The organism is Amycolatopsis magusensis (genome assembly GCF_017875555.1).
Lineage (GTDB): Bacteria > Actinomycetota > Actinomycetes > Mycobacteriales > Pseudonocardiaceae > Amycolatopsis > Amycolatopsis magusensis.
Window position 1 is genome coordinate 5404949 of the sequence record NZ_JAGGMS010000001.1, and the last position, 16322, is coordinate 5421270.

18 protein-coding genes are annotated in these 16322 nt (G+C 70.6%); 8 read left to right on the top strand and 10 right to left on the bottom strand.

Translation table 11 applies throughout. The features are described 5' to 3' along the window. Positions 1 to 184: 184 nt before the first annotated feature. From JOM49_RS24245 to JOM49_RS24265, 5 genes are read right to left on the bottom strand one after another with little or no spacing between them, the layout of a single operon-like run. Positions 185 to 931, bottom strand: coding sequence for an IclR family transcriptional regulator (locus JOM49_RS24245; protein WP_209666531.1), 747 nt, complete (start codon positions 929 to 931; stop codon positions 185 to 187). A 38-nt stretch (positions 932 to 969) separates the two neighbouring features. After that, complete coding sequence (locus JOM49_RS24250) at positions 970 to 2145, bottom strand: cytochrome P450 (RefSeq protein WP_209666532.1); 1176 nt, start codon at positions 2143 to 2145, stop codon at positions 970 to 972. A 36-nt stretch (positions 2146 to 2181) separates the two neighbouring features. Next, positions 2182 to 2709, bottom strand: a complete 528-nt coding sequence (locus tag JOM49_RS24255) for a dihydrofolate reductase family protein (RefSeq protein WP_209666533.1) — start codon at positions 2707 to 2709, stop codon at positions 2182 to 2184. Positions 2710 to 2766: 57 nt separating this feature from the next. Next, positions 2767 to 3759, bottom strand: a complete 993-nt coding sequence (locus tag JOM49_RS24260; RefSeq protein WP_209666534.1) for an RNA polymerase subunit sigma-70 — start codon at positions 3757 to 3759, stop codon at positions 2767 to 2769. Continuing rightward, entirely contained in the window at positions 3749 to 4279 is a 531-nt protein-coding gene (locus JOM49_RS24265) for a helix-turn-helix domain-containing protein (RefSeq protein ID WP_209666535.1), read from the bottom strand. The genes JOM49_RS24260 and JOM49_RS24265 overlap by 11 nt, the downstream gene beginning before the upstream one ends. 55 nt (positions 4280 to 4334) lie before the next feature. On the opposite strand from JOM49_RS24265, the gene JOM49_RS24270 reads away from it, so the two are divergent. Then, positions 4335 to 5264 (top strand): alpha/beta fold hydrolase, encoded by a 930-nt coding sequence (locus JOM49_RS24270; RefSeq protein WP_209666536.1) that lies wholly within the window; start codon positions 4335 to 4337, stop codon positions 5262 to 5264. Then, complete coding sequence (locus tag JOM49_RS24275; protein WP_209666537.1) at positions 5261 to 5980, top strand: TylF/MycF/NovP-related O-methyltransferase; 720 nt, start codon at positions 5261 to 5263, stop codon at positions 5978 to 5980. The genes JOM49_RS24270 and JOM49_RS24275 overlap by 4 nt, the downstream gene beginning before the upstream one ends. A 67-nt stretch (positions 5981 to 6047) precedes the next feature. Here JOM49_RS24275 and JOM49_RS24280 read toward each other — a convergent pair whose 3' ends face one another. Both JOM49_RS24280 and JOM49_RS24285 read right to left on the bottom strand, forming a co-directional pair. Continuing rightward, positions 6048 to 6833: an SDR family NAD(P)-dependent oxidoreductase gene (locus JOM49_RS24280; protein WP_209666538.1), complete on the bottom strand. Its 786-nt coding sequence runs from the start codon at positions 6831 to 6833 to the stop codon at positions 6048 to 6050. Positions 6834 to 6924: 91 nt separating this feature from the next. Continuing rightward, positions 6925 to 7884 (bottom strand): NAD-dependent epimerase/dehydratase family protein, encoded by a 960-nt coding sequence (locus JOM49_RS24285; RefSeq protein WP_209666539.1) that lies wholly within the window; start codon positions 7882 to 7884, stop codon positions 6925 to 6927. A gap of 41 nt (positions 7885 to 7925) precedes the next feature. Here JOM49_RS24285 and JOM49_RS24290 point away from each other — a divergent pair, with 41 nt between their 5' ends. From JOM49_RS24290 to JOM49_RS24305, 4 genes are read left to right on the top strand one after another with little or no spacing between them, the layout of a single operon-like run. Continuing rightward, positions 7926 to 8807 (top strand): polysaccharide pyruvyl transferase family protein, encoded by an 882-nt coding sequence (locus JOM49_RS24290; protein WP_209666540.1) that lies wholly within the window; start codon positions 7926 to 7928, stop codon positions 8805 to 8807. After that, positions 8804 to 9631: a glycosyltransferase family 2 protein gene (locus JOM49_RS24295; RefSeq protein ID WP_209666541.1), complete on the top strand. Its 828-nt coding sequence runs from the start codon at positions 8804 to 8806 to the stop codon at positions 9629 to 9631. The genes JOM49_RS24290 and JOM49_RS24295 overlap by 4 nt, the downstream gene beginning before the upstream one ends. Continuing rightward, the gene (locus JOM49_RS24300) at positions 9628 to 10515 is read left to right on the top strand and encodes a glycosyltransferase family 2 protein (protein ID WP_209666542.1); all 888 of its coding nucleotides are present in this window, start codon (positions 9628 to 9630) and stop codon (positions 10513 to 10515) included. Before JOM49_RS24295 ends, JOM49_RS24300 begins: the two co-directional genes overlap by 4 nt. 56 nt (positions 10516 to 10571) lie before the next feature. Then, positions 10572 to 11840: an ATP-grasp domain-containing protein gene (locus tag JOM49_RS24305; protein ID WP_209666543.1), complete on the top strand. Its 1269-nt coding sequence runs from the start codon at positions 10572 to 10574 to the stop codon at positions 11838 to 11840. Between the two features lie 9 nt (positions 11841 to 11849). Here JOM49_RS24305 and JOM49_RS24310 read toward each other — a convergent pair whose 3' ends face one another. Genes JOM49_RS24310 through JOM49_RS24320 form a run of 3 tightly spaced genes read right to left on the bottom strand, consistent with a single transcriptional unit; the run spans position 11850 to position 13993 of the window. Then, entirely contained in the window at positions 11850 to 12752 is a 903-nt protein-coding gene (locus JOM49_RS24310; protein ID WP_209666544.1) for an alpha/beta hydrolase fold domain-containing protein, read from the bottom strand. 42 nt (positions 12753 to 12794) lie between these two features. Continuing rightward, positions 12795 to 12995 (bottom strand): CDGSH iron-sulfur domain-containing protein, encoded by a 201-nt coding sequence (locus JOM49_RS24315; protein WP_209666545.1) that lies wholly within the window; start codon positions 12993 to 12995, stop codon positions 12795 to 12797. Then, positions 12992 to 13993 carry a DNA topoisomerase IB gene (locus JOM49_RS24320; RefSeq protein ID WP_245369454.1) on the bottom strand — a complete coding sequence of 334 codons (1002 nt, stop codon included), beginning with the start codon at positions 13991 to 13993 and terminating at the stop codon, positions 12992 to 12994. Before JOM49_RS24320 ends, JOM49_RS24315 begins: the two co-directional genes overlap by 4 nt. Positions 13994 to 14113: 120 nt before the next feature. On the opposite strand from JOM49_RS24320, the gene JOM49_RS24325 reads away from it, so the two are divergent. Next, the gene (locus tag JOM49_RS24325) at positions 14114 to 15076 is read left to right on the top strand and encodes a glycosyltransferase (RefSeq protein ID WP_209666546.1); all 963 of its coding nucleotides are present in this window, start codon (positions 14114 to 14116) and stop codon (positions 15074 to 15076) included. Between the two features lie 22 nt (positions 15077 to 15098). Next, positions 15099 to 16307: a glycosyltransferase gene (locus JOM49_RS24330; protein WP_209666547.1), complete on the top strand. Its 1209-nt coding sequence runs from the start codon at positions 15099 to 15101 to the stop codon at positions 16305 to 16307. Positions 16308 to 16322 lie beyond the last annotated feature (15 nt).

The window sequence follows — 16322 nt, forward strand, 5'->3', positions numbered from 1 at the left end:
CTCGCCTGCCTGAATGTGGATTTCGGCTACGCGAATGTGTGGCGTTCAGCTGCGCAACGTGGGGTCGCCCGCCCGAATGTGGGGTTCGGGTGCCTGAACGTGGGGTTCGGCTGCGGGAGTGTGGGGTTTGGGTGCCTGAACGTGCAACTGGGCTGCCTGAACGTGGGGTTCGAGGGTGGGTGGGTTAGGGGGCGCCTAGGGCGGTGGAGGTTTGGGTGGCGGCTTGGGTTACCAGGGCGGGGATGTGGGTGTCCGGGTCGGCGGGGTGGGTGAGGGTGGCGGCGGAGAGGGCGCCGAGCACCTGGCCGGTGTGGTCGCGGAAGGCGGCGCCGACGGCACGTACGCCGGGCTCGTTTTCCTCGTGGTCTTCGGCGTAGCCCTGCGCGCGTACCTGGGTGAGTTCCGCGAGTAGGGCGTCCTCCGAGGTGAGGGTGTGCGCGGTCCGCGCGGGCAGGCCGGTGCGCCGGACGAGGGAGCGGACCTCGTCGTCCGGCAGAGTGGCCAGGATGGCCTTGCCGATCGAAGTGCAGTGCAGTTGCAGGCTCATGCCGACCCGCGACGCCAGGTGGTACGGCTTCGCGCCCTCCAGTTTCGCCACGTACACCGCTTCGTCGCCGGACAGGAGGGCCAGGTGCACGGTCCACCCGGTGCGTTCCTGGAGTTCACGCAACGTCGGCCGAACCTGTTCGGCGAGGTCCAGGCGTTGCAGGAACCGCCCGGCCAGGCTGAGGATCCGCGGCCCGCCGAGGTAGCTGCCGTGCCCGTCCGAGCGCGCGAAACCGTGGCGCACGAGGGTTTGCAGGATCCGGTGCACGGTCGGCTTCGGCAACCCGGCGGCCACGGCGATGTCGGCGATGCGCGAGTGGTCGGCCAGCGCCTCGAGCACGCCCAGCGTCTTGTCCGCCGCCGACAGCGGGACCTCACCTGCCATGGCACCAATGTAGGCGAGCCGCGATCACCCCGCCCCGCTCACCACGTGACGGGAAACCGCTCGAGCCCGCGCACCATCCGGCCCCGCCGCCACGGCAGCTCCGCCGGGTCCGCGGCCAGGCGCAGCCCGGGCAGCCGCCGCAGCAGCGTGCCGATCGCCACGCGCAACTCCGCCTTCGCCAGTTGCGCGGCCACGCAGAAGTGCGGCCCGTGCCCGAACGCCAGGTGCGGGTTGGGTTTCCGCGTCAGGTCCAGGTCTTCGGGGCACGGGTGCCGCCGCGGATCCCGGTTCGCCGCGTCGATCTGCACCATCACCGCCTCACCAGCCCGGACCACCACGTCGCCGAGCGCGACGTCCTCGGTGGCGATGCGGGTGAAGCCGCCGGAGGTCACCGTGGGGGTGAACCGCAGCAGTTCCTCGATCGCGGAGTCGAGCAGCCCGGGCTCGGCCACCAGCGCGGCGAGCTGCCGCGGATGGGTGAGCAGCGTGTACGCGAAGTTCCCGATGTGGTTGGACGTCGTCTCGAGACCCGCGTAGAGCAGCGTCACCCCGAGCACCACCAGTTCATCGTGGCTGAGCGGGCCTTTGACCAGCGCGCTGAGCAGGTCGTCCGCCGGTTCCTCGCGGCGCAGCTCGACCAGCGTCGCCAGGTACTCCTTCAACCGCGCGAACGCCTCGTGGATCTCCTCCGGGCTGAACGCCGTGGTGGCCAGTGCGACGTCGATCCAGCCGGTGAACCGGTCGCGGTCGGCCAGCGGCACGCCGAGCAGGTGGCAGATCATCGTGACCGGCAACGGCACCGCCAGCCCGCTGACCAGGTCGGCGGGCGGTCCCGCCGCTTCCAGCCGGTCGATCAGCTCGTCGGTGACCCGCTGCGCCTGCGCGGTGAGCAGCTCGAGCCGGCGCGGGGTGAACGCGGCCGCGACCAGCCGCCGCAGCCGGTTGTGCTCGGGCGGGTCCATGGTGTGCAGGGTCGGATCGGTCAGCCGGCGCGGCGAAGTGCGCGGCACGTCCCGCCCCAGCAGGGCCGCGCGGCTGAACCGCGGGTCGGCGAGCACCACACGCACGTGCTCGTCGCGCACGGCCAGCCACGCGTTCCCGCCGTGGGGCAGGCGGACGCGACTCAGCGGTTCGTGCTCACGGAGTTCGGCGTACTCCGGTTCGAGGTCGAGCCGGTGCGGGTCGCGGAACGGGTAACTGCGCGTCGGTCCCATGCCGGTCAGGTCGTTCCGGAGGCACGCCGAGTTCCGTTAGCGGACCACGCGGAACCACAGGGGCGCCGGGCCGATGTGCTCCAGCCGGACGAGCGTGGCGCCGGGGTGGTCGAACAGGCGGACCCCGTCGCCGAGCAGCACCGGCGCGACGAACACCAGCACCTCGTCGAGTTCACCGGCGGCGAGGCATTGCCGGGCCACGTCGGCGCCGAGCACGTTGACGTACTTGCCGTCCGCGGCCGCTTTCGCCAGTGCGACGGCCTTGCCGAGGTCGTCGGCGAAGGTGACGTCGGGGACCGGGGCCGCCGGAAGGTGGTGGGTCAGCACGACCTGCGGACCCGACCACCCGCCGCCGAAGGCCTCGCCCGCCTTCTCCGGGTCGTCGTGGTGCGGGTCGTCACCGCGGTAGGTCCGATTCCCCACCAGCAACGCGCCGACCTGAGGGATCAGGGCGTCGACCGTGGGATCCGGCCCGGTGTACGCGGTCAGCCACGACAGGTCGCCGCCGGGGCCGGCGATGAACCCGTCGAGCGACATGGTGGCCGAATACAGGAGCTTGCTCACGAGTTGCCTCCTCGTTGGTGGGCTGACCCGCGTTGAGACGACGGCGGCGCCCCGGACTCATCGGTCCGCTGGCAATTTCTCCGGCAGGCCGAACGCCGGGAAGAGGCCGGCGTCGTGGAAGGCGTCGGCCTCGGTCACCAGGTCGCCCTCGATCCGCAGCACGGAGATCGCGAACGGCCGGAAGTCGGGCGCACCAGGACGTCGGAGGTAGCCAGCGACGGCGGGCTGGTGGTTGGCGCCGATGAGCAGCATCCGGAACCGGCCGATGTATTCGGGCGAGGCGGGGTCCCAGCTCTCGGTCAGCGCGGCGAGCACCGCGTCGCGTCCGAGCAGCCACATCGGCCACGGCGGCATGGTGGTCCGCACGTCCTCGGCCAGCATTTCGGCGACGGCGGCCAGGTCGGCGCGCTCGACCGCGTCGACGTACTTGCGCAGCACGGCCCGTTCGCGCTCGGTCGGCCGCGGCCACTCCGACCGCCGCTCGGGCAGGTGCTCCCGCAGCGTGGCCCGCGCCCGTTGCAGCGCGCTGTTGACCGCGGTCACCCCGGTGTCCAACTGGGACGCGACCTGCTTGGCGGGCCAGCCGAGCAGGTCGCGCAGGAGCAAGGCGGCGCGCTGGCGGGGTGGCAGGTGCTGCAGCGCGGCCAGGAACGCCAGTTCGATGGTCTCCCCGGCGACGACCGCCGCGTCCGGTTCGTCGTCGACCGGCGCGGCGGGTTCCCACAACCGGTCGGGAAACGGTTGCAGCCAAGGGATGTCGTGGCGCTCGTCGAACGAGACCCGCGGATCCGACGGGCCGGTGCGGTGGTGGGGGAGCACCCGGCGAGACCGGCCCGCGAGCACGTCGAGGCAGGCGTTCGTGGCGATCTTGTACAGCCATGCCCGCGCGGTCGAGCGGCCTTCGAAACCGTCGATACCCCGCCACGCGCGCAGGAACGTCTCCTGCACCAGGTCTTCGGCCTCGTCGAAGGAGCCGAGCATCCGGTAGCAGTGCACGCGCAGCTCGCGGCGGTGCTGTCCGGCCAGCGCGGTGAACTCGTCAGCGTTCATCGGCGGCGTCCTCGATGGGGAAGAGGATCGGGCTGAGCAGGTACTGCGTTCGGTCCGGCGCGGGATCGTGGTTCAGGTGCGGCACGATCGCCTGCCGCAGGCCGGTGATGAGCTCGGCGAGTTCGGCCGGGTTGAGCCAGATCGCGTGCTGGCGGTAGCCGACCGAGTCGGCCGCCGGATCGGCGTGCTCGCGATCGAGGTAGGCGTTGAACTCGGCGATCAGGATCGTCATCGCGACGGCGAACCCCCGCCGGTGCTCCTCCGGCTCGACCACGGCGTCGATCACCGCTCGCTCGCGGCTGAGCCGGTACCGCCGTTCGACCGCGCCGCGCACGCGCGTCTCACCGTCCACCTCGAGCACCCCGGCGTCGGCCAGGAGGCTGACGTGCCGGTAGACGGTCGCCTTCGACACGTCGGGGGTGCGGTCGCACAGCTCGGCCGTGGTCAGCGCCCGGTCCCCGGTCAGGGCGTGCACGATCCGCAACCGCACCGGGTGCACCAGCAGTTCCAAGGTATCCACGCCGGAACGATCTCATACCGTGCTACCGTTCTCAAACCATGCGAAAGGTGGAGTCGTGACCTGTGAAACCGGAAGACCGCCGCTCGGGCGGCACCACGAGGTCGGCGGGCGGAAGCTCGCCGTGTACCGCTCGGGGGAGGGCGGGCCCGCGGTGGTGTTCCTGCCGGGAGCGGGACTGGTCGGGCTGGAGTTCCTCAACGTGCACGAGCGCGCCGCGGAACTGACCACGAGCGTGCTCTACGACCGCGGTGGCACCGGCTGGAGCGAGGCGGTGGAGTTGCCGCGCAGTGCGGAAGAGGTCGCGACCGAACTGCGGGACCTGTTGCGCACGGCCGAAATCCCGGCGCCGTACGTGCTGGCCGGTCACTCGCTGGGTGCCTTCTACGCCCGCCGGTACGCGCAGTTGTTCCCCGGCGAGGTGGCCGGCTTGCTGCTGCTGGATCCCGGCCACGAGGACATTTTCGACTATCTGCCCGCCGAGGCCGCGGAACTGAACGAGGAGATGTCCTCGGACATCCCGGAATTGACCGCGGAACAACTGGAGCAGTCACGTACCGCACTCGCCGAGTTGTACGCCGAATGGCCGCGAGCCGTGCTGGAACCGTTGATCGAAAACCGCCTGGCGCTCTGGCGCACCGGTCTGACGGAGACGGCCAACTTCGAAAGCGAACTGTACGGCGAACTGCGGGCCGGGGGAGCGTTGCCGGACGTGCCGCTGATCGTGTTCACCGCGATGGGCCGCAACCCCTATTGGGCGCAGTTCGCTTCCGAAGAGCTCGATCAGAAACTGCACGAAGGCCTGCACGCGATGCACGCGGCGATGGCCGCTTCCGTGCCACGCGGCGAACATCGGACACTCGACGACGCGCCGCACCAGTACCTCCAGGTGAAGCACGCCGACGCGCTCGCCGAAGCGATCGGGGACCTCGTCGGCAATTCCAGGAGAAGAGGAACGGGGGCAGGAATTGATAATCTGGAGGTATGACACCATGGTATGAATCGCAGCGATTTCTGCGCAAACTCCGGCGATTCTCCGCCGGGGAGGACGCGGCCGCCGAGCACGCCGAGCACCTCGAACTCTTCCGCCGGTTTTCGGCGTACAGCCTGATCACCGAGGAGCTGTTCTGCGACAACCTCGCGCTGGTGCGGGAACGGTTGCGTGACCTCGACGGCGCGGTCGTGGAATGCGGTACCTGGAAGGGCGGCATGGCCGCGGCGATGATGCAACTCGGCGGCCCGGACCGCAGTTACCACTTCTACGACTCGTTTTCCGACGGTCTGCCGCAGGCCACGCCGACCGACGGCGAGGACGCGATGACCTGGCAGGCGGCCACCGACGATCCGCTGTACTTCGACAACCTGCGCACCAAGGCCGAGGATTTCCGGGCGCTGGTCGCGGAAGCCGGGTTCCCGTCGGTGCAGGTCCACGAAGGCTGGTTCGCCGACACCGTGCCGCAGTACGACGGGGAGCCGATCGCCGTGCTCCGGCTCGACGGCGACTGGTACGACTCGACCATGGTGTGCCTGGAAAACCTGTACCCGCACGTCCGCGCCGACGGCATCATCATCCTCGACGACTACGACGCCTGGGACGGGTGCAGCCGGGCGGTGCACGACTACCTGTCGGCCACCAAGTCCACCGCGCGCATCCGCCGCTTCGGCGGGACCGGGGTCGCGCTGCTGCACAAAGTGGACGCTTGACACGAATGTGGCTTTCGGAGCGGATTCCGCCCCGAAAGCCACATTTGTGTCCGACCACCCGGAAAGCTCAGTCGGGGACCGAGCCGCAGGTCATGTTCGTGATGGTGCCGGTCATGGCGGCCGCCCGGTCCGAGGCGAGGAACACCGCGACCGAGGTCATTTCGGCCAGCGTCGGCGTCCGCTGCAGCATGGTGCGTTCCGCGAGCACGTTCGCGTGGCCCTCCGGGTCCAGGCCGTCGGTGGCCTCGACCGGGGTGTCGAACACGTTGGTGTGCCAGTCTTCCGCCCACGCACCCGGGATCCCTTCCGAGCGCAGGCCGAGCACGCGGACGCCGTGCAGGCCGATCTCCGCCGCCAGGCACCGGGTGAAGGTCTCGATCGCGGACTCCGCGACGGCCGTGCCGCCCATCAGCGGGCCGACGAGCTTCGCGGGCGGCGAGGTCAGCGTCAGGATCACCCCGGACTGCTGCTTGACCATGCGTCGGGCCGCCGAGCGCATGGTGTTGAAGTTCCCCACCACCGCGGTGTGGATCGGCCGCACGAAGTCCTCGATCTCGATGTCGAGCAGCGGCACCCCGTGCACGTCGCCGTGTGAGATGAGGTTGAACGAGATGTCCACGTGCCCGATTTCGTCGAGGTGGTCGTCCACTGCGGCCTGGTCGAGCGCGTCGACCACGCCGACGTGCGCGGTGCCGCCCGCGGCGGTGATCTCGGCCGCGACGGCTTCGAGTGGGGCGGCGGTGCGACCGGCGAGGTGGACCGTGGCGCCGTCTTCCGCGAAGGCGCGCGCGACGGCCCGGCCCATGGCTCCGCCTGCCCCGTAGACGACGGCGTTTTTGTTCGCTAGCAACATAGGGGCTCTCCTCCAGCACCGCCTTGACCGCATGTCATCACGACGTTACCGGGCGAAGTCGCCCCGGGGCGTATCGAATATTGCTCAGTGTTCAAGTGAGCAGTTGGTTTGTTTCCGCGAACCATTTGATCGTGTGCCGCAGGCCTTCGGCGGGCGCGGTCTCCGGCGCCCAGCCGAGTTCCGTCTTGGCCAGGCCGATGTCCGGGCAGCGCCGTCGCGGGTCGTCCTCGGCGGCCTCGATGTACTCGATCTCCGACTGGCTGCCGGTGAGCCGGAGGACCTCCTCGGCGATCTCCAGCACGGTCAGTTCGTGCGGGTTGCCGATGTTCACCGGTCCCGGGTGGCCACTGGCCGCCAGCGCGAGCAGGCCGGTCACGGTGTCGTCCACGTAGCAGATCGACCGCGTCTGCTGCCCGGTACCGGCCACGGTCAGCGGCTCGCCACGCAGCGCCTGGGTGACGAACGCGGGGATCATCCGGCCGTCGCCAGCCCGCATGTTCGGGCCGTAGGTGTTGAAGATGCGGGCGATCGTGGTGTCGGCTCCCCACTCCCGCCGCGCGGCCGCCGTGTACGCCTCGGCGTAGCGCTTGGCCTCGTCGTAGACGCTGCGCGGGCCGATCGGGTTGACGTTGCCCCAGTAGTCCTCGCGCTGCGGGTGCCGTTCGGGGTCGCCGTAGACCTCGCTGGTCGAGGCGAGCAGGAAGCGCGCGTCGTGGCGGCGGGCCACGTTCAGCGCCCACGCGGTCCCGGCCGCGCCGACGGCCAGCGTCTCGAACGGCAACCGCAGGTAGTCACGCGGTGAGGCCGGACAAGCCAGGTGCAGGACCAGGTCGAACTCACCCGGCGGCTCGGCGGGCGACGCGGACACGTCCGCCTCCACCAGGCTGAAGCCCGGGGTCTCCAGGAGTTCCCAGAGGTTCTCGCGGACGCCGGTGGCGAAGTTGTCGACGCAGACCACCTGCGTGCCGCGCGACAGCAGGCGCGCGCAGACGTGCGAACCGACGAAGCCGGCCCCACCGGTCACCAGTGCCCGGGTGAAGTTCCAGTCCATACCGGGGGTGTACCCGGCGATCAGCCGGGTATGCGGGGGCCATGCGTGTTCTGCTCACCGGCTGGCCCAGTTTCCTCGACGGCGAAGCGACCGCGGGGGACGTGCTGAGCCTCCGCTCGGTCCGCACCGCGCTGACCTCGGCCGGGATCGACAGCGAGACGGCGTGGAGCCCGGCGTTCCAGCCCGGCGCGCTGCGGCTGGAGGACGCGGACTCGGCGCGGTACACGCACGTGGTCTTCGTCTGCGGGCCCGCGCACGGCGAGCAGGTCCGGCGGCTGCACGAGCGGTTCCCGGACTGCCGGCGCATCGCCGCCGGGGTCTCGGTGATCGACCCGGCCGATCCGGCGGTCACCGGGTTCCACCAGGTGCTCGCCCGCGACGAGCCCGGCGGCGCCCGGCCGGACCTCGCGTGGTCCGCGGGCACCAGCCACACCCCGGTCATCGGCGTGGCGCTGGCCCCCGGCCAGCGCGAATACGGCGAGAAACGGCGGCACGACGCGGTGCACGAGTCGCTCGGGACCTGGCTCAACGAGCTCGACTGCGCCCGGCTGCCGGTGGACACCCGGCTCGACACCCGTGACTGGCGCAACTGCGCCACCCCCGACCAGTTCGCCTCGCTGCTGGGCCGGTTGGACGCACTGGTCACCACCCGGCTGCACGGGCTGGTGTTCGGCCTGCGTGCCGGGATCCCGGTGCTCGCGGTCGACCCGGTCGAGGGCGGCGGGAAGGTCTCCGCGCAGGCCAGGGCGCTGGGCTGGCCCGCGCTGGTGGACGCCGCGTCCGCGGTCGAACCCGGCGCCTTCGACCGCTGGTGGTCCTGGTGCCTCTCCGACAGCGGCCGGGAACGCGCGGCCACGCACGAACGCCCACCCGAAGAACCCATGCTCGCCGAACTCGTCGCCGGGTTGAAAGGCGCTCGATGAAGACGACGGTGGTGATCGCGACCCGCAACCGGGCCGACGAACTGGCGAGCACACTGCGGGAGCTGTCCGCGTTGCGGCCCCAGCCGCCGGTGATCGTGGTGGACAACGGTTCCACCGACCACACCGCGGCCGTGGCCAAGGCGGGCGGTGCCCAGCTGATCAGCCTGCCGGAGAACCTGGGCGCCGCCGCGCGCAACCTCGGCGTGGAAGCCGCGCGCACGCCCTATGTCGCGTTCAGCGACGACGACTCCTGGTGGGCGCCGGACGCGCTGGCCAAGGCCGAGTTGCTGTTCGACCGCCACGCGCGGCTCGGCCTGATCGCCGCGAAGACCCTGGTGGGGCCGGAAAACCGGCCGGACCCGGTGATCGAGCTGATGGCGGGCAGCCCGCTCGGCCGGGACGCGGGTACGCCCGGCCCGGCCGTGCTCGGCTTCCTCGCCTGCTCGGCGATCGTCCGCAAGCAGGCCTATGTGGACTGCGGCGGGTTCGACCCGCTGCTGCACTTCGGCGCGGAGGAGAAACTGCTGTCCTACGACCTCGCCGCCCGCGGCTGGCAGCTCTGCTACATCGAGGACATCGTGGCGCACCACCACCCGTCGCCGGTGCGCCTGCCCGCCGCGCACCGGCAGCGGCTGGAGGCACGCAACAACCTGCTCATCGCCTGGCTCCGGCGCGCGCCGAAGGACATCGTCACCGCCACGTTCTCGGCGCCACCCCGGGCGCTGGCCGGTGCCGTGCGACGGCTGCCGCGGGTGCTGCGGCAACGACGGCGCCTGCCACGAACGGTGGAAGCGCGGGTCCGGCTCCTGGAAGGAAGCGCATGAAGACCACGGTCGTGATCATCACCAGGGATCGCCGCGGGGAACTGCTGCACACTTTGGACCGGATGACCGCGCTGCCGGACGCGGCGCCGATCATCGTGGTGGACAACGGATCCAGCGACGGCACCGCCGACGCGGTCCGCGAGCACCACCCGGAGGTCGAGCTCATTCGCGCCGAACGCAACCTCGGCGCGCTCGGCCGCAACCTCGCCGTCAGCCGGGTCACCACGCCGTACGTCGCGTTCTGCGACGACGACACCCGCTGGCAGCCGGGCGCGCTGACCAGGGCGGCGGAACTGCTGGACGCGCACCCCGGGCTGGCTTCGGTGACCGGCCGCTGCCTGGTGGAACCCCACCTCACCGAGGACCCGATCACCCCGGAACTGCGGTACTCACCCGTGCGCGGCCCGGATTGGCTGCCCGGACCGGCACTGCTCGGTGTGATGGCGGGGTTGTCGATGTTCCGGGTGAGCGCCTTCGAAGAAGTCGGCGGGTTCTCGCGGCAGATGTGGTTCGGCGGCGAGGAGGAACTGCTCGCACTGGACCTCGCGGCGGCCGGCTGGTGGATGTGCTGGGCCGAGGACGTCGTCGTGCACCACGCTCCGTCGAAGGCCCGCGATCCGCGGCGGCGGCGGCAACTGGGCATCCGGAATACATTGTGGACGCTGTGGCTGCGGCGGCCGGTGCGCAGCGCCTGGCGCCGTTCGGTGACCGTGATCGGCTCCGCGCCGCGGGACCGGTTCACCGCCGCCGCCGTGGCCGAAGCGGTGCGCGGCCTGCCCTGGGTGCTCCGGTCGCGCCGGGTCGTCCCCGAAATGGTGGAAGCCGGTCTGCTCGAATTGGAGCAATCGCAGCGCAATTCCGTCGCACGGCGTTATGTCGGCTGAACGGGCCTGGGTGATCCCCCCGTTTTGGTTCCCGGGTGCCAGGGTATCGCTGATTCATGGCGATCGATATTTTTGTGCTGGGACTGGATGAAGCGAACGAGCGCACCCTGCGGAGGATCCCGGGTGCGGAGAACTACCGCTTCCACGGCGTGCTGACCATCGAGGACATCCAGCACGGGGAGATCCCGATCGAGGACCTGCTGGAGAAGGCGCAGCGGGAGCTGGACGCGTTCGACGGCGAGATCGGGGCCATCATCGGCTACTGGGACTTCCCGGTGAGCACGATGGTGCCGATGCTGTGCAAGCGCTACGGCCTGCCGTCCGCGCCGCTGGAAGCCATCGTCAAGTGCGAGCACAAGTACTGGTCCAGGCTCGAACAGGCCAAGGTGATCGACGAGTACCCCGAGTTCGCGATCGTGGACCTGGCGGGCAGCCCGGAGAAGCCGGAGAAGATCGACTATCCCCTGTGGCTCAAACCGGTGAAGTCGTTCAGTTCGGAACTGGCTTTCCACGTCGGGAACGAGCAGGAGTTCACCGAGGCGGTCAAGGAGATCCGCGAGGGCATCAGCCGGGTCGGCAAGCCGTTCCAGTTCGTGATGGACCAGCTGGACCTGCCGCCCGAGATCGCGGAGATCGGCGGCGAGGCGTGCCTGGCCGAAGCGGCGCTGACCGGCGTGCAGGCGGCCGTTGAGGGCTACGTCTACCAGGGCGAGGTCGTGGTCTACGGCGTGCTCGACTCGATCAACTACCCGGGCACCACCTCGTTCCTGCGGCACCAGTACCCCTCGCAGCTGCCCGACGAGGCGCAGGCGCGGATGACCGAAATCGCCCAGCGGGTGATGAAGCAGGTCGGCCTGGACCACGGGACCTTCAGCATCGAGTACTTCGTGCACCCGGAGAGCAGCCAGGTCTCCGTGCTGGAGATCAACCCGCGGCACTCGCAGTCCCACGCCGAGGTCTTCGAGGACGTGGACGGCGTGCCGAACCACTACCGCGTGGTGCAGCTCGGCCTCGGCAAGGACCCGGCCCGGCCGCCGCGCCGCGGCGAGTGGGCGATCGCGGCCAAGTGGTACCACCGCCGGTTCGAAGACGGCGTGGTCGAGCGGGTGCCCACCGACGAGGAGATCGCCGAGATCGAGCGCAAGATCCCGGGCGTGCAGATCCAGCTGGTCGTCGAGGAGGGCCAGCGGCTCTCGGACCTGCCCGCCCAGGACAGCTACAGCTTCGAGCTCGCCGACATGATGATCGGCGCGGCCAGCGAGAAGGAGATGGAGGAGAAGTTCGACGCGGCGGTCGACGCCCTCCAGTTCCGCTTCTCGGCGTGACCGCGGAGCTCAGCGCCGCACGATGTGCACGAGCCGCCGCGTGGCGTCCCGCGCCTCGGCGAGCGTGGTGAGCATCCAGGCGTGGAACATGCCCTCGTACTCCCAGTACTCCAGGTCGATGCCGCGCTCGGCGGTGACATCACGGAACCGCCGGGCGTCGGCGAGCAGGACGTCCCGGGTACCGATGAAGAGGCTGAGCCTGCCCAGGCCGGTGAGCTTCCCGTTGAGCGGGCTCAGCCAGGGATCGTCGAGGGGGAGGCCGCCCGCGTACAGGTGGGCGGCCTCCAGCAGGCCGGGCACGCTGAGGTACGGGTCCACCCGGTCGAGTGCGGGCTCGGCCGGATCGGTCATGGTGGCGTCGAGCCAGGGGGAGAGCAGCACGATCTCCTTGGGCTGGTCCTCGCCGTGGTCGCGGAGCTGCTCGGCGAGCACCAGCGACAGCGCGCCGCCGGCGGAGTCACCCATCAGGATGCGGCTGTGCGGCTCGGTGTCGCCGAGCAGGCGGTCGTGGATCCGGCGGACCAGCGGCACGGTTTCGGCGCAGGTGGAGCCGGGGGCAAGCGGGTAGACCGGCACGGTCACCGTGCCCCCGGTCTCCAGCGCCAGCCGCCGGGTGAACTCCCAGTGGTCGCGCTGGATCTCGTGAACATAGGCGCCGCCGTGGAAGTAGAGAACGTGCTTCGCGCTGGTCAGCGCCTTGGGGCGGATGGTGTAGCAGGCCGTGCCGTCCACGTCGGTGCGGGTGACGCGGGTGCCGCGGTAGATCAGCGACGGCGGTTCCTCGCGGTCGTGGCGGCGGCCGCTGTCCACGCTTTCGCGGAGTTTCTCCGGGTCGGCGTAGACCTGCTTGCGGCGCATCAGCCACATCGCGGTGATCAGGGCCCTGGCTCGGATGCTCGGTGCGGAACGCATACCGGTGCTTACCCAACCGGGGGAACGGGTATGCCTGGGCGGTCAGCTCCGCCGGGTCTTGGGGCGGTGGCTGGTGTCGCAGAACGGGAACCGGCGGCTGCGGCGGCAGGCGCACAACGCGACCACGAACCGGTCCGACCGTGCGGTGGTGCCGTCGGGCAGTTCCACCTCCACGGGGCCTTCGACCAGCATCGGCCCGCCGGGCACCACGCGCACCCGGCGTGCTTCGGGTTCGATGGTCATGAGTTTTCCCTTCTTTTCAGCAGCCGGACGACCGCGCGTTCCAGCGTTTCCCGGCGGGCCTCGTGATCGAGGTCACGGGCTCGCCGTACCGCCCGTTCAATGGTTTCGCCCTCTTCGAACGCCTGAACCAAACGCGGATCGACATAGGAAGCCTTGGCCACCGCGGGCGTATTGCCGAGCGCTTCGGCGACTTCCTTCATCACCGCGGTGACCGTGCGCTGCGAAACCCGATCGGCGTTGCGGCCGAACGCGGCGGCCGCCAGCACGGTGGCATTCCAGGTACGCAGGTCCTTGGCGGTGAATTCGTCGCCCGCCATTTCCTTGAACCGCTCGTTGATGTCCTCGGCGCGCACTTCGTGCCAGTTCGCCCGGCCGTTGCGGTAGACCAGCAGGCGGTCACTGCCGGAGTCGTTGCGCCGCAGTGCTTTCACCGATTTCGCCAGCAACGCGTCGCGAACCGAGACCGCGCGGTGGGCGCCGCCTTTCGCGGTGTAGCTGAACCGGAGTTCCTCACCGCTGAGCCGGACGTGCTCGCGCAACAGGGTCGCCACGCCGTGCGTGCCGTTCTCCTCCGCGTACTCCTCACCGCCGGTGCGGAAGATGCCGCGGTCGAGCAGGCGCAACGCGGTACCCAGCACGCGTTCCCGCCCGAGTCCGGCGGTACCGAGGTCGGCGGTGACCGCCTGCCGCCAGCGCGGCAGCCGCCGGGCCAGGTCGAGCACGCGATCGTGCTTCTCCTCGTCCCGCTCGCGCCGCCACTGCTCGTGGTACAGGTACTGGCGGCGCCCGGCGTCGTCGACGCCGACGGCCTGGATGTGCCCGTCGCGGTCGGGGCAGATCCACACCTCCCGCCACGCGGGCGGGATGACCAGGCCCTTGATCCTCGCCAGGGCTTCGGCGTCGGCGAGCTTCTCCCCGTCCGGGGTCAGGTAGCTGAACCCGCGTCCCCGCCGGACCCGCCGGATGCCCGGTCCCCGGACATCGCTTCGGATCAGCAAACGTCCACTCCCTGCACTGAACCGGTGATCTTGACCGGCCACGAGTACCCCGCGAAGGGCGCCGCACACACGTTCGCGATCTCGTGTTTAGGCGACTTCCGGCGGGCAACTACTTAGACCATGAAAGTGCTCGCCTGGCATGTGCACGGCTCCTGGATGAACGCCTTCGTCCGGGGCCGGCACACCTACCTCCTGCCGAAACTGGCCGAGGGAGGCCCGTGGGGGCTCGGACGGGCAGGCCGTCCGTGGCCGGACAACGTCCTCGACGTGGACGCCGACGAACTCGGCGACACCGAGGTCGACATCGTGGTGCTCCAGCGGCCGGAAGAGATCGACCGCGCCGAGAAGCTGCTGGGGCGGCGGCCGGGCCGGGACGTGCCCGCGGTGTTCGTGGAGCACAACACCCCGCTCGGGGACGTACCGGACAGCAGGCACCCGCTGGCGGGGCAGAGCGACATCCCGGTCATCCACGTCACCCACTTCAACCAGCTGGTGTGGGACACCGGTGACGCGCCGGTGATGGTGATCCCGCACGGCGTGCCCGATCCCGGCGAGCTGTACACCGGCACCGAGGAACGCGCGGCCGTGGTGATCAACGAGCCGATCCGCCGGGGCAGGCGCACCGGTACCGACCTGCTGCCCGCGTTCTGCCGCGCGGCGCCGGTCGACGTGTTCGGCATGGGGCTGGACGGGCTGAACGAGCACACCGGCGTGGCCGGGGACCGGCTGCGCCCGATCGGTGACCTGCCGCTGGGCGACCTGCACCGGGAACTGGCCAGCCGACGGCTCTACCTGCACACCGCGCGGTGGACCTCGCTCGGGTTGTCCTTGCTCGAAGCCATGCACCTGGGGATGCCGGTGGTCGCGCTGGCGACCACCGAGGCGGCGGTGACCGTGCCGCGGGAGGCCGGTCTCGTGGCCACCGACGTCGGCGCGCTGACCACGATGATCCGCCGGTTGATCGAAGACCCCGACCTGGCCCGGTCGGCCGGGAAGGCCGCGCGCGAGCACGCGCTGGCGACGCACGGCCTCGAAGCGTTCCTGCACAACTGGGACACGCTCTTCGGCCGGGTGATGGCATGAACGATTTCGCTGGAGGTAGCCGATGAGGATCGCGATGGTCTCGGAGCACGCCAACCCGTTGGCGGCACTGGGCGGGGTGGACGCCGGCGGGCAGAACCTGCACGTGGCCGAGCTTTCGGCGGCGCTGGCCAGAGCGGGCCATCGGGTGACGGTCTACACGCGGCGCGACGATCCGGACCAGCCGGACGAAGTGGTCACCCCGAGCGGGGTCGCGGTGCGCCACATCACCGCCGGACCCCGCAAGCCGGTGCCGAAGGACGACCTGCTGCCGTACATGAACGACTTCGCGCTGCGCCTGGAGCAGGACTGGCTGGCCCAACCGCCGGAGGTGGTGCACGCGCACTTCTGGATGTCCGGGCTGGCTTCGGTGCTGGCGGCCAAGTCCGCCGGGGTGCCAGTGGTCCAGACCTTCCACGCGCTGGGCGTGGTGAAGCGGCGGCACCAGGGTGAGGCGGACACCAGCCCGCCCGACCGCGTGCGCATCGAGCGAATGGTGGGCAAGCACGCCGCGCGGATCGCCGCGACCTGTTCGGACGAGGTCTTCGAGCTGATCCGGATGGGCGTGCCGCGCTCGGCGATCTCGGTGGTGCCGTGCGGAGTGGACCTGGAACGGTTCACCCCCACCGGGCCGGCGGAGGCCAAGGGCGCGCCGCACCGGCTGGTCGCGGTGGGCAGATTGGTGCCCCGCAAGGGTTTCTCCACCGCGATCGCCGCGCTGCGTGCCGTCCCGGACACCGAACTGGTGATCGCCGGTGGTTCGGACGACCACGACGAGGAAGCCAACCGCCTGCGCTGGTTCGCCAAGCGCATGGGCGTGGCCGACCGGGTCCACCTGCGCGGCGCGGTTTCCCGTGACGAGATGCCCGCCCTGATGCGCTCGGCGGACCTGGTGCTCTGCACGCCGTGGTACGAACCGTTCGGCATCGTGCCGCTCGAAGCCATGGCCTGCGGGGTGCCGGTGGTGGCCTCCGCGGTCGGCGGGCTGACCGACACGGTGGTCGACGGGTTCACCGGTGCGCTGGTGCCACCACGGCAGCCAGGACCGCTGGCCGCCAAGATCCGTGAACTGCTGGCCGATCCGGTGACCCGGGAGGCCTACGGCGCCGCGGGCACCGATCGGGCGTCCGCCCGGTACTCGTGGGACCGCATCGCCGCGGACACGTTCCGGGTGTACTCGAACGTGCTCTCCGCGAGCGCCCCCGCCGCCATGCTGGCGGGTTCGGACAGCTGATTTGCCGCGTTCACC

Excerpts from the sequence above, each read along its gene's own strand:
- JOM49_RS24325 (WP_209666546.1), top strand. The coding sequence starts at position 14,114 with ATGAAAGTGCTCGCCTGGCATGTGCACGGCTCCTGGATGAACGCCTTC.
- JOM49_RS24295 (WP_209666541.1), top strand. The coding sequence starts at position 8,804 with ATGAAGACGACGGTGGTGATCGCGACCCGCAACCGGGCCGACGAACTG.
- JOM49_RS24285 (WP_209666539.1), bottom strand. The coding sequence starts at position 7,884 with ATGGACTGGAACTTCACCCGGGCACTGGTGACCGGTGGGGCCGGCTTC.
- JOM49_RS24245 (WP_209666531.1), bottom strand. The coding sequence starts at position 931 with ATGGCAGGTGAGGTCCCGCTGTCGGCGGCGGACAAGACGCTGGGCGTG.
- JOM49_RS24330 (WP_209666547.1), top strand. The coding sequence starts at position 15,099 with ATGAGGATCGCGATGGTCTCGGAGCACGCCAACCCGTTGGCGGCACTG.
- JOM49_RS24260 (WP_209666534.1), bottom strand. The coding sequence starts at position 3,759 with ATGAACGCTGACGAGTTCACCGCGCTGGCCGGACAGCACCGCCGCGAG.
- JOM49_RS24310 (WP_209666544.1), bottom strand. The coding sequence starts at position 12,752 with ATGCGTTCCGCACCGAGCATCCGAGCCAGGGCCCTGATCACCGCGATG.
- JOM49_RS24300 (WP_209666542.1), top strand. The coding sequence starts at position 9,628 with ATGAAGACCACGGTCGTGATCATCACCAGGGATCGCCGCGGGGAACTG.
- JOM49_RS24280 (WP_209666538.1), bottom strand. The coding sequence starts at position 6,833 with ATGTTGCTAGCGAACAAAAACGCCGTCGTCTACGGGGCAGGCGGAGCC.
- JOM49_RS24305 (WP_209666543.1), top strand. The coding sequence starts at position 10,572 with ATGGCGATCGATATTTTTGTGCTGGGACTGGATGAAGCGAACGAGCGC.
- JOM49_RS24290 (WP_209666540.1), top strand. The coding sequence starts at position 7,926 with ATGCGTGTTCTGCTCACCGGCTGGCCCAGTTTCCTCGACGGCGAAGCG.
- JOM49_RS24250 (WP_209666532.1), bottom strand. The coding sequence starts at position 2,145 with ATGGGACCGACGCGCAGTTACCCGTTCCGCGACCCGCACCGGCTCGAC.
- JOM49_RS24315 (WP_209666545.1), bottom strand. The coding sequence starts at position 12,995 with ATGACCATCGAACCCGAAGCACGCCGGGTGCGCGTGGTGCCCGGCGGG.
- JOM49_RS24275 (WP_209666537.1), top strand. The coding sequence starts at position 5,261 with ATGACACCATGGTATGAATCGCAGCGATTTCTGCGCAAACTCCGGCGA.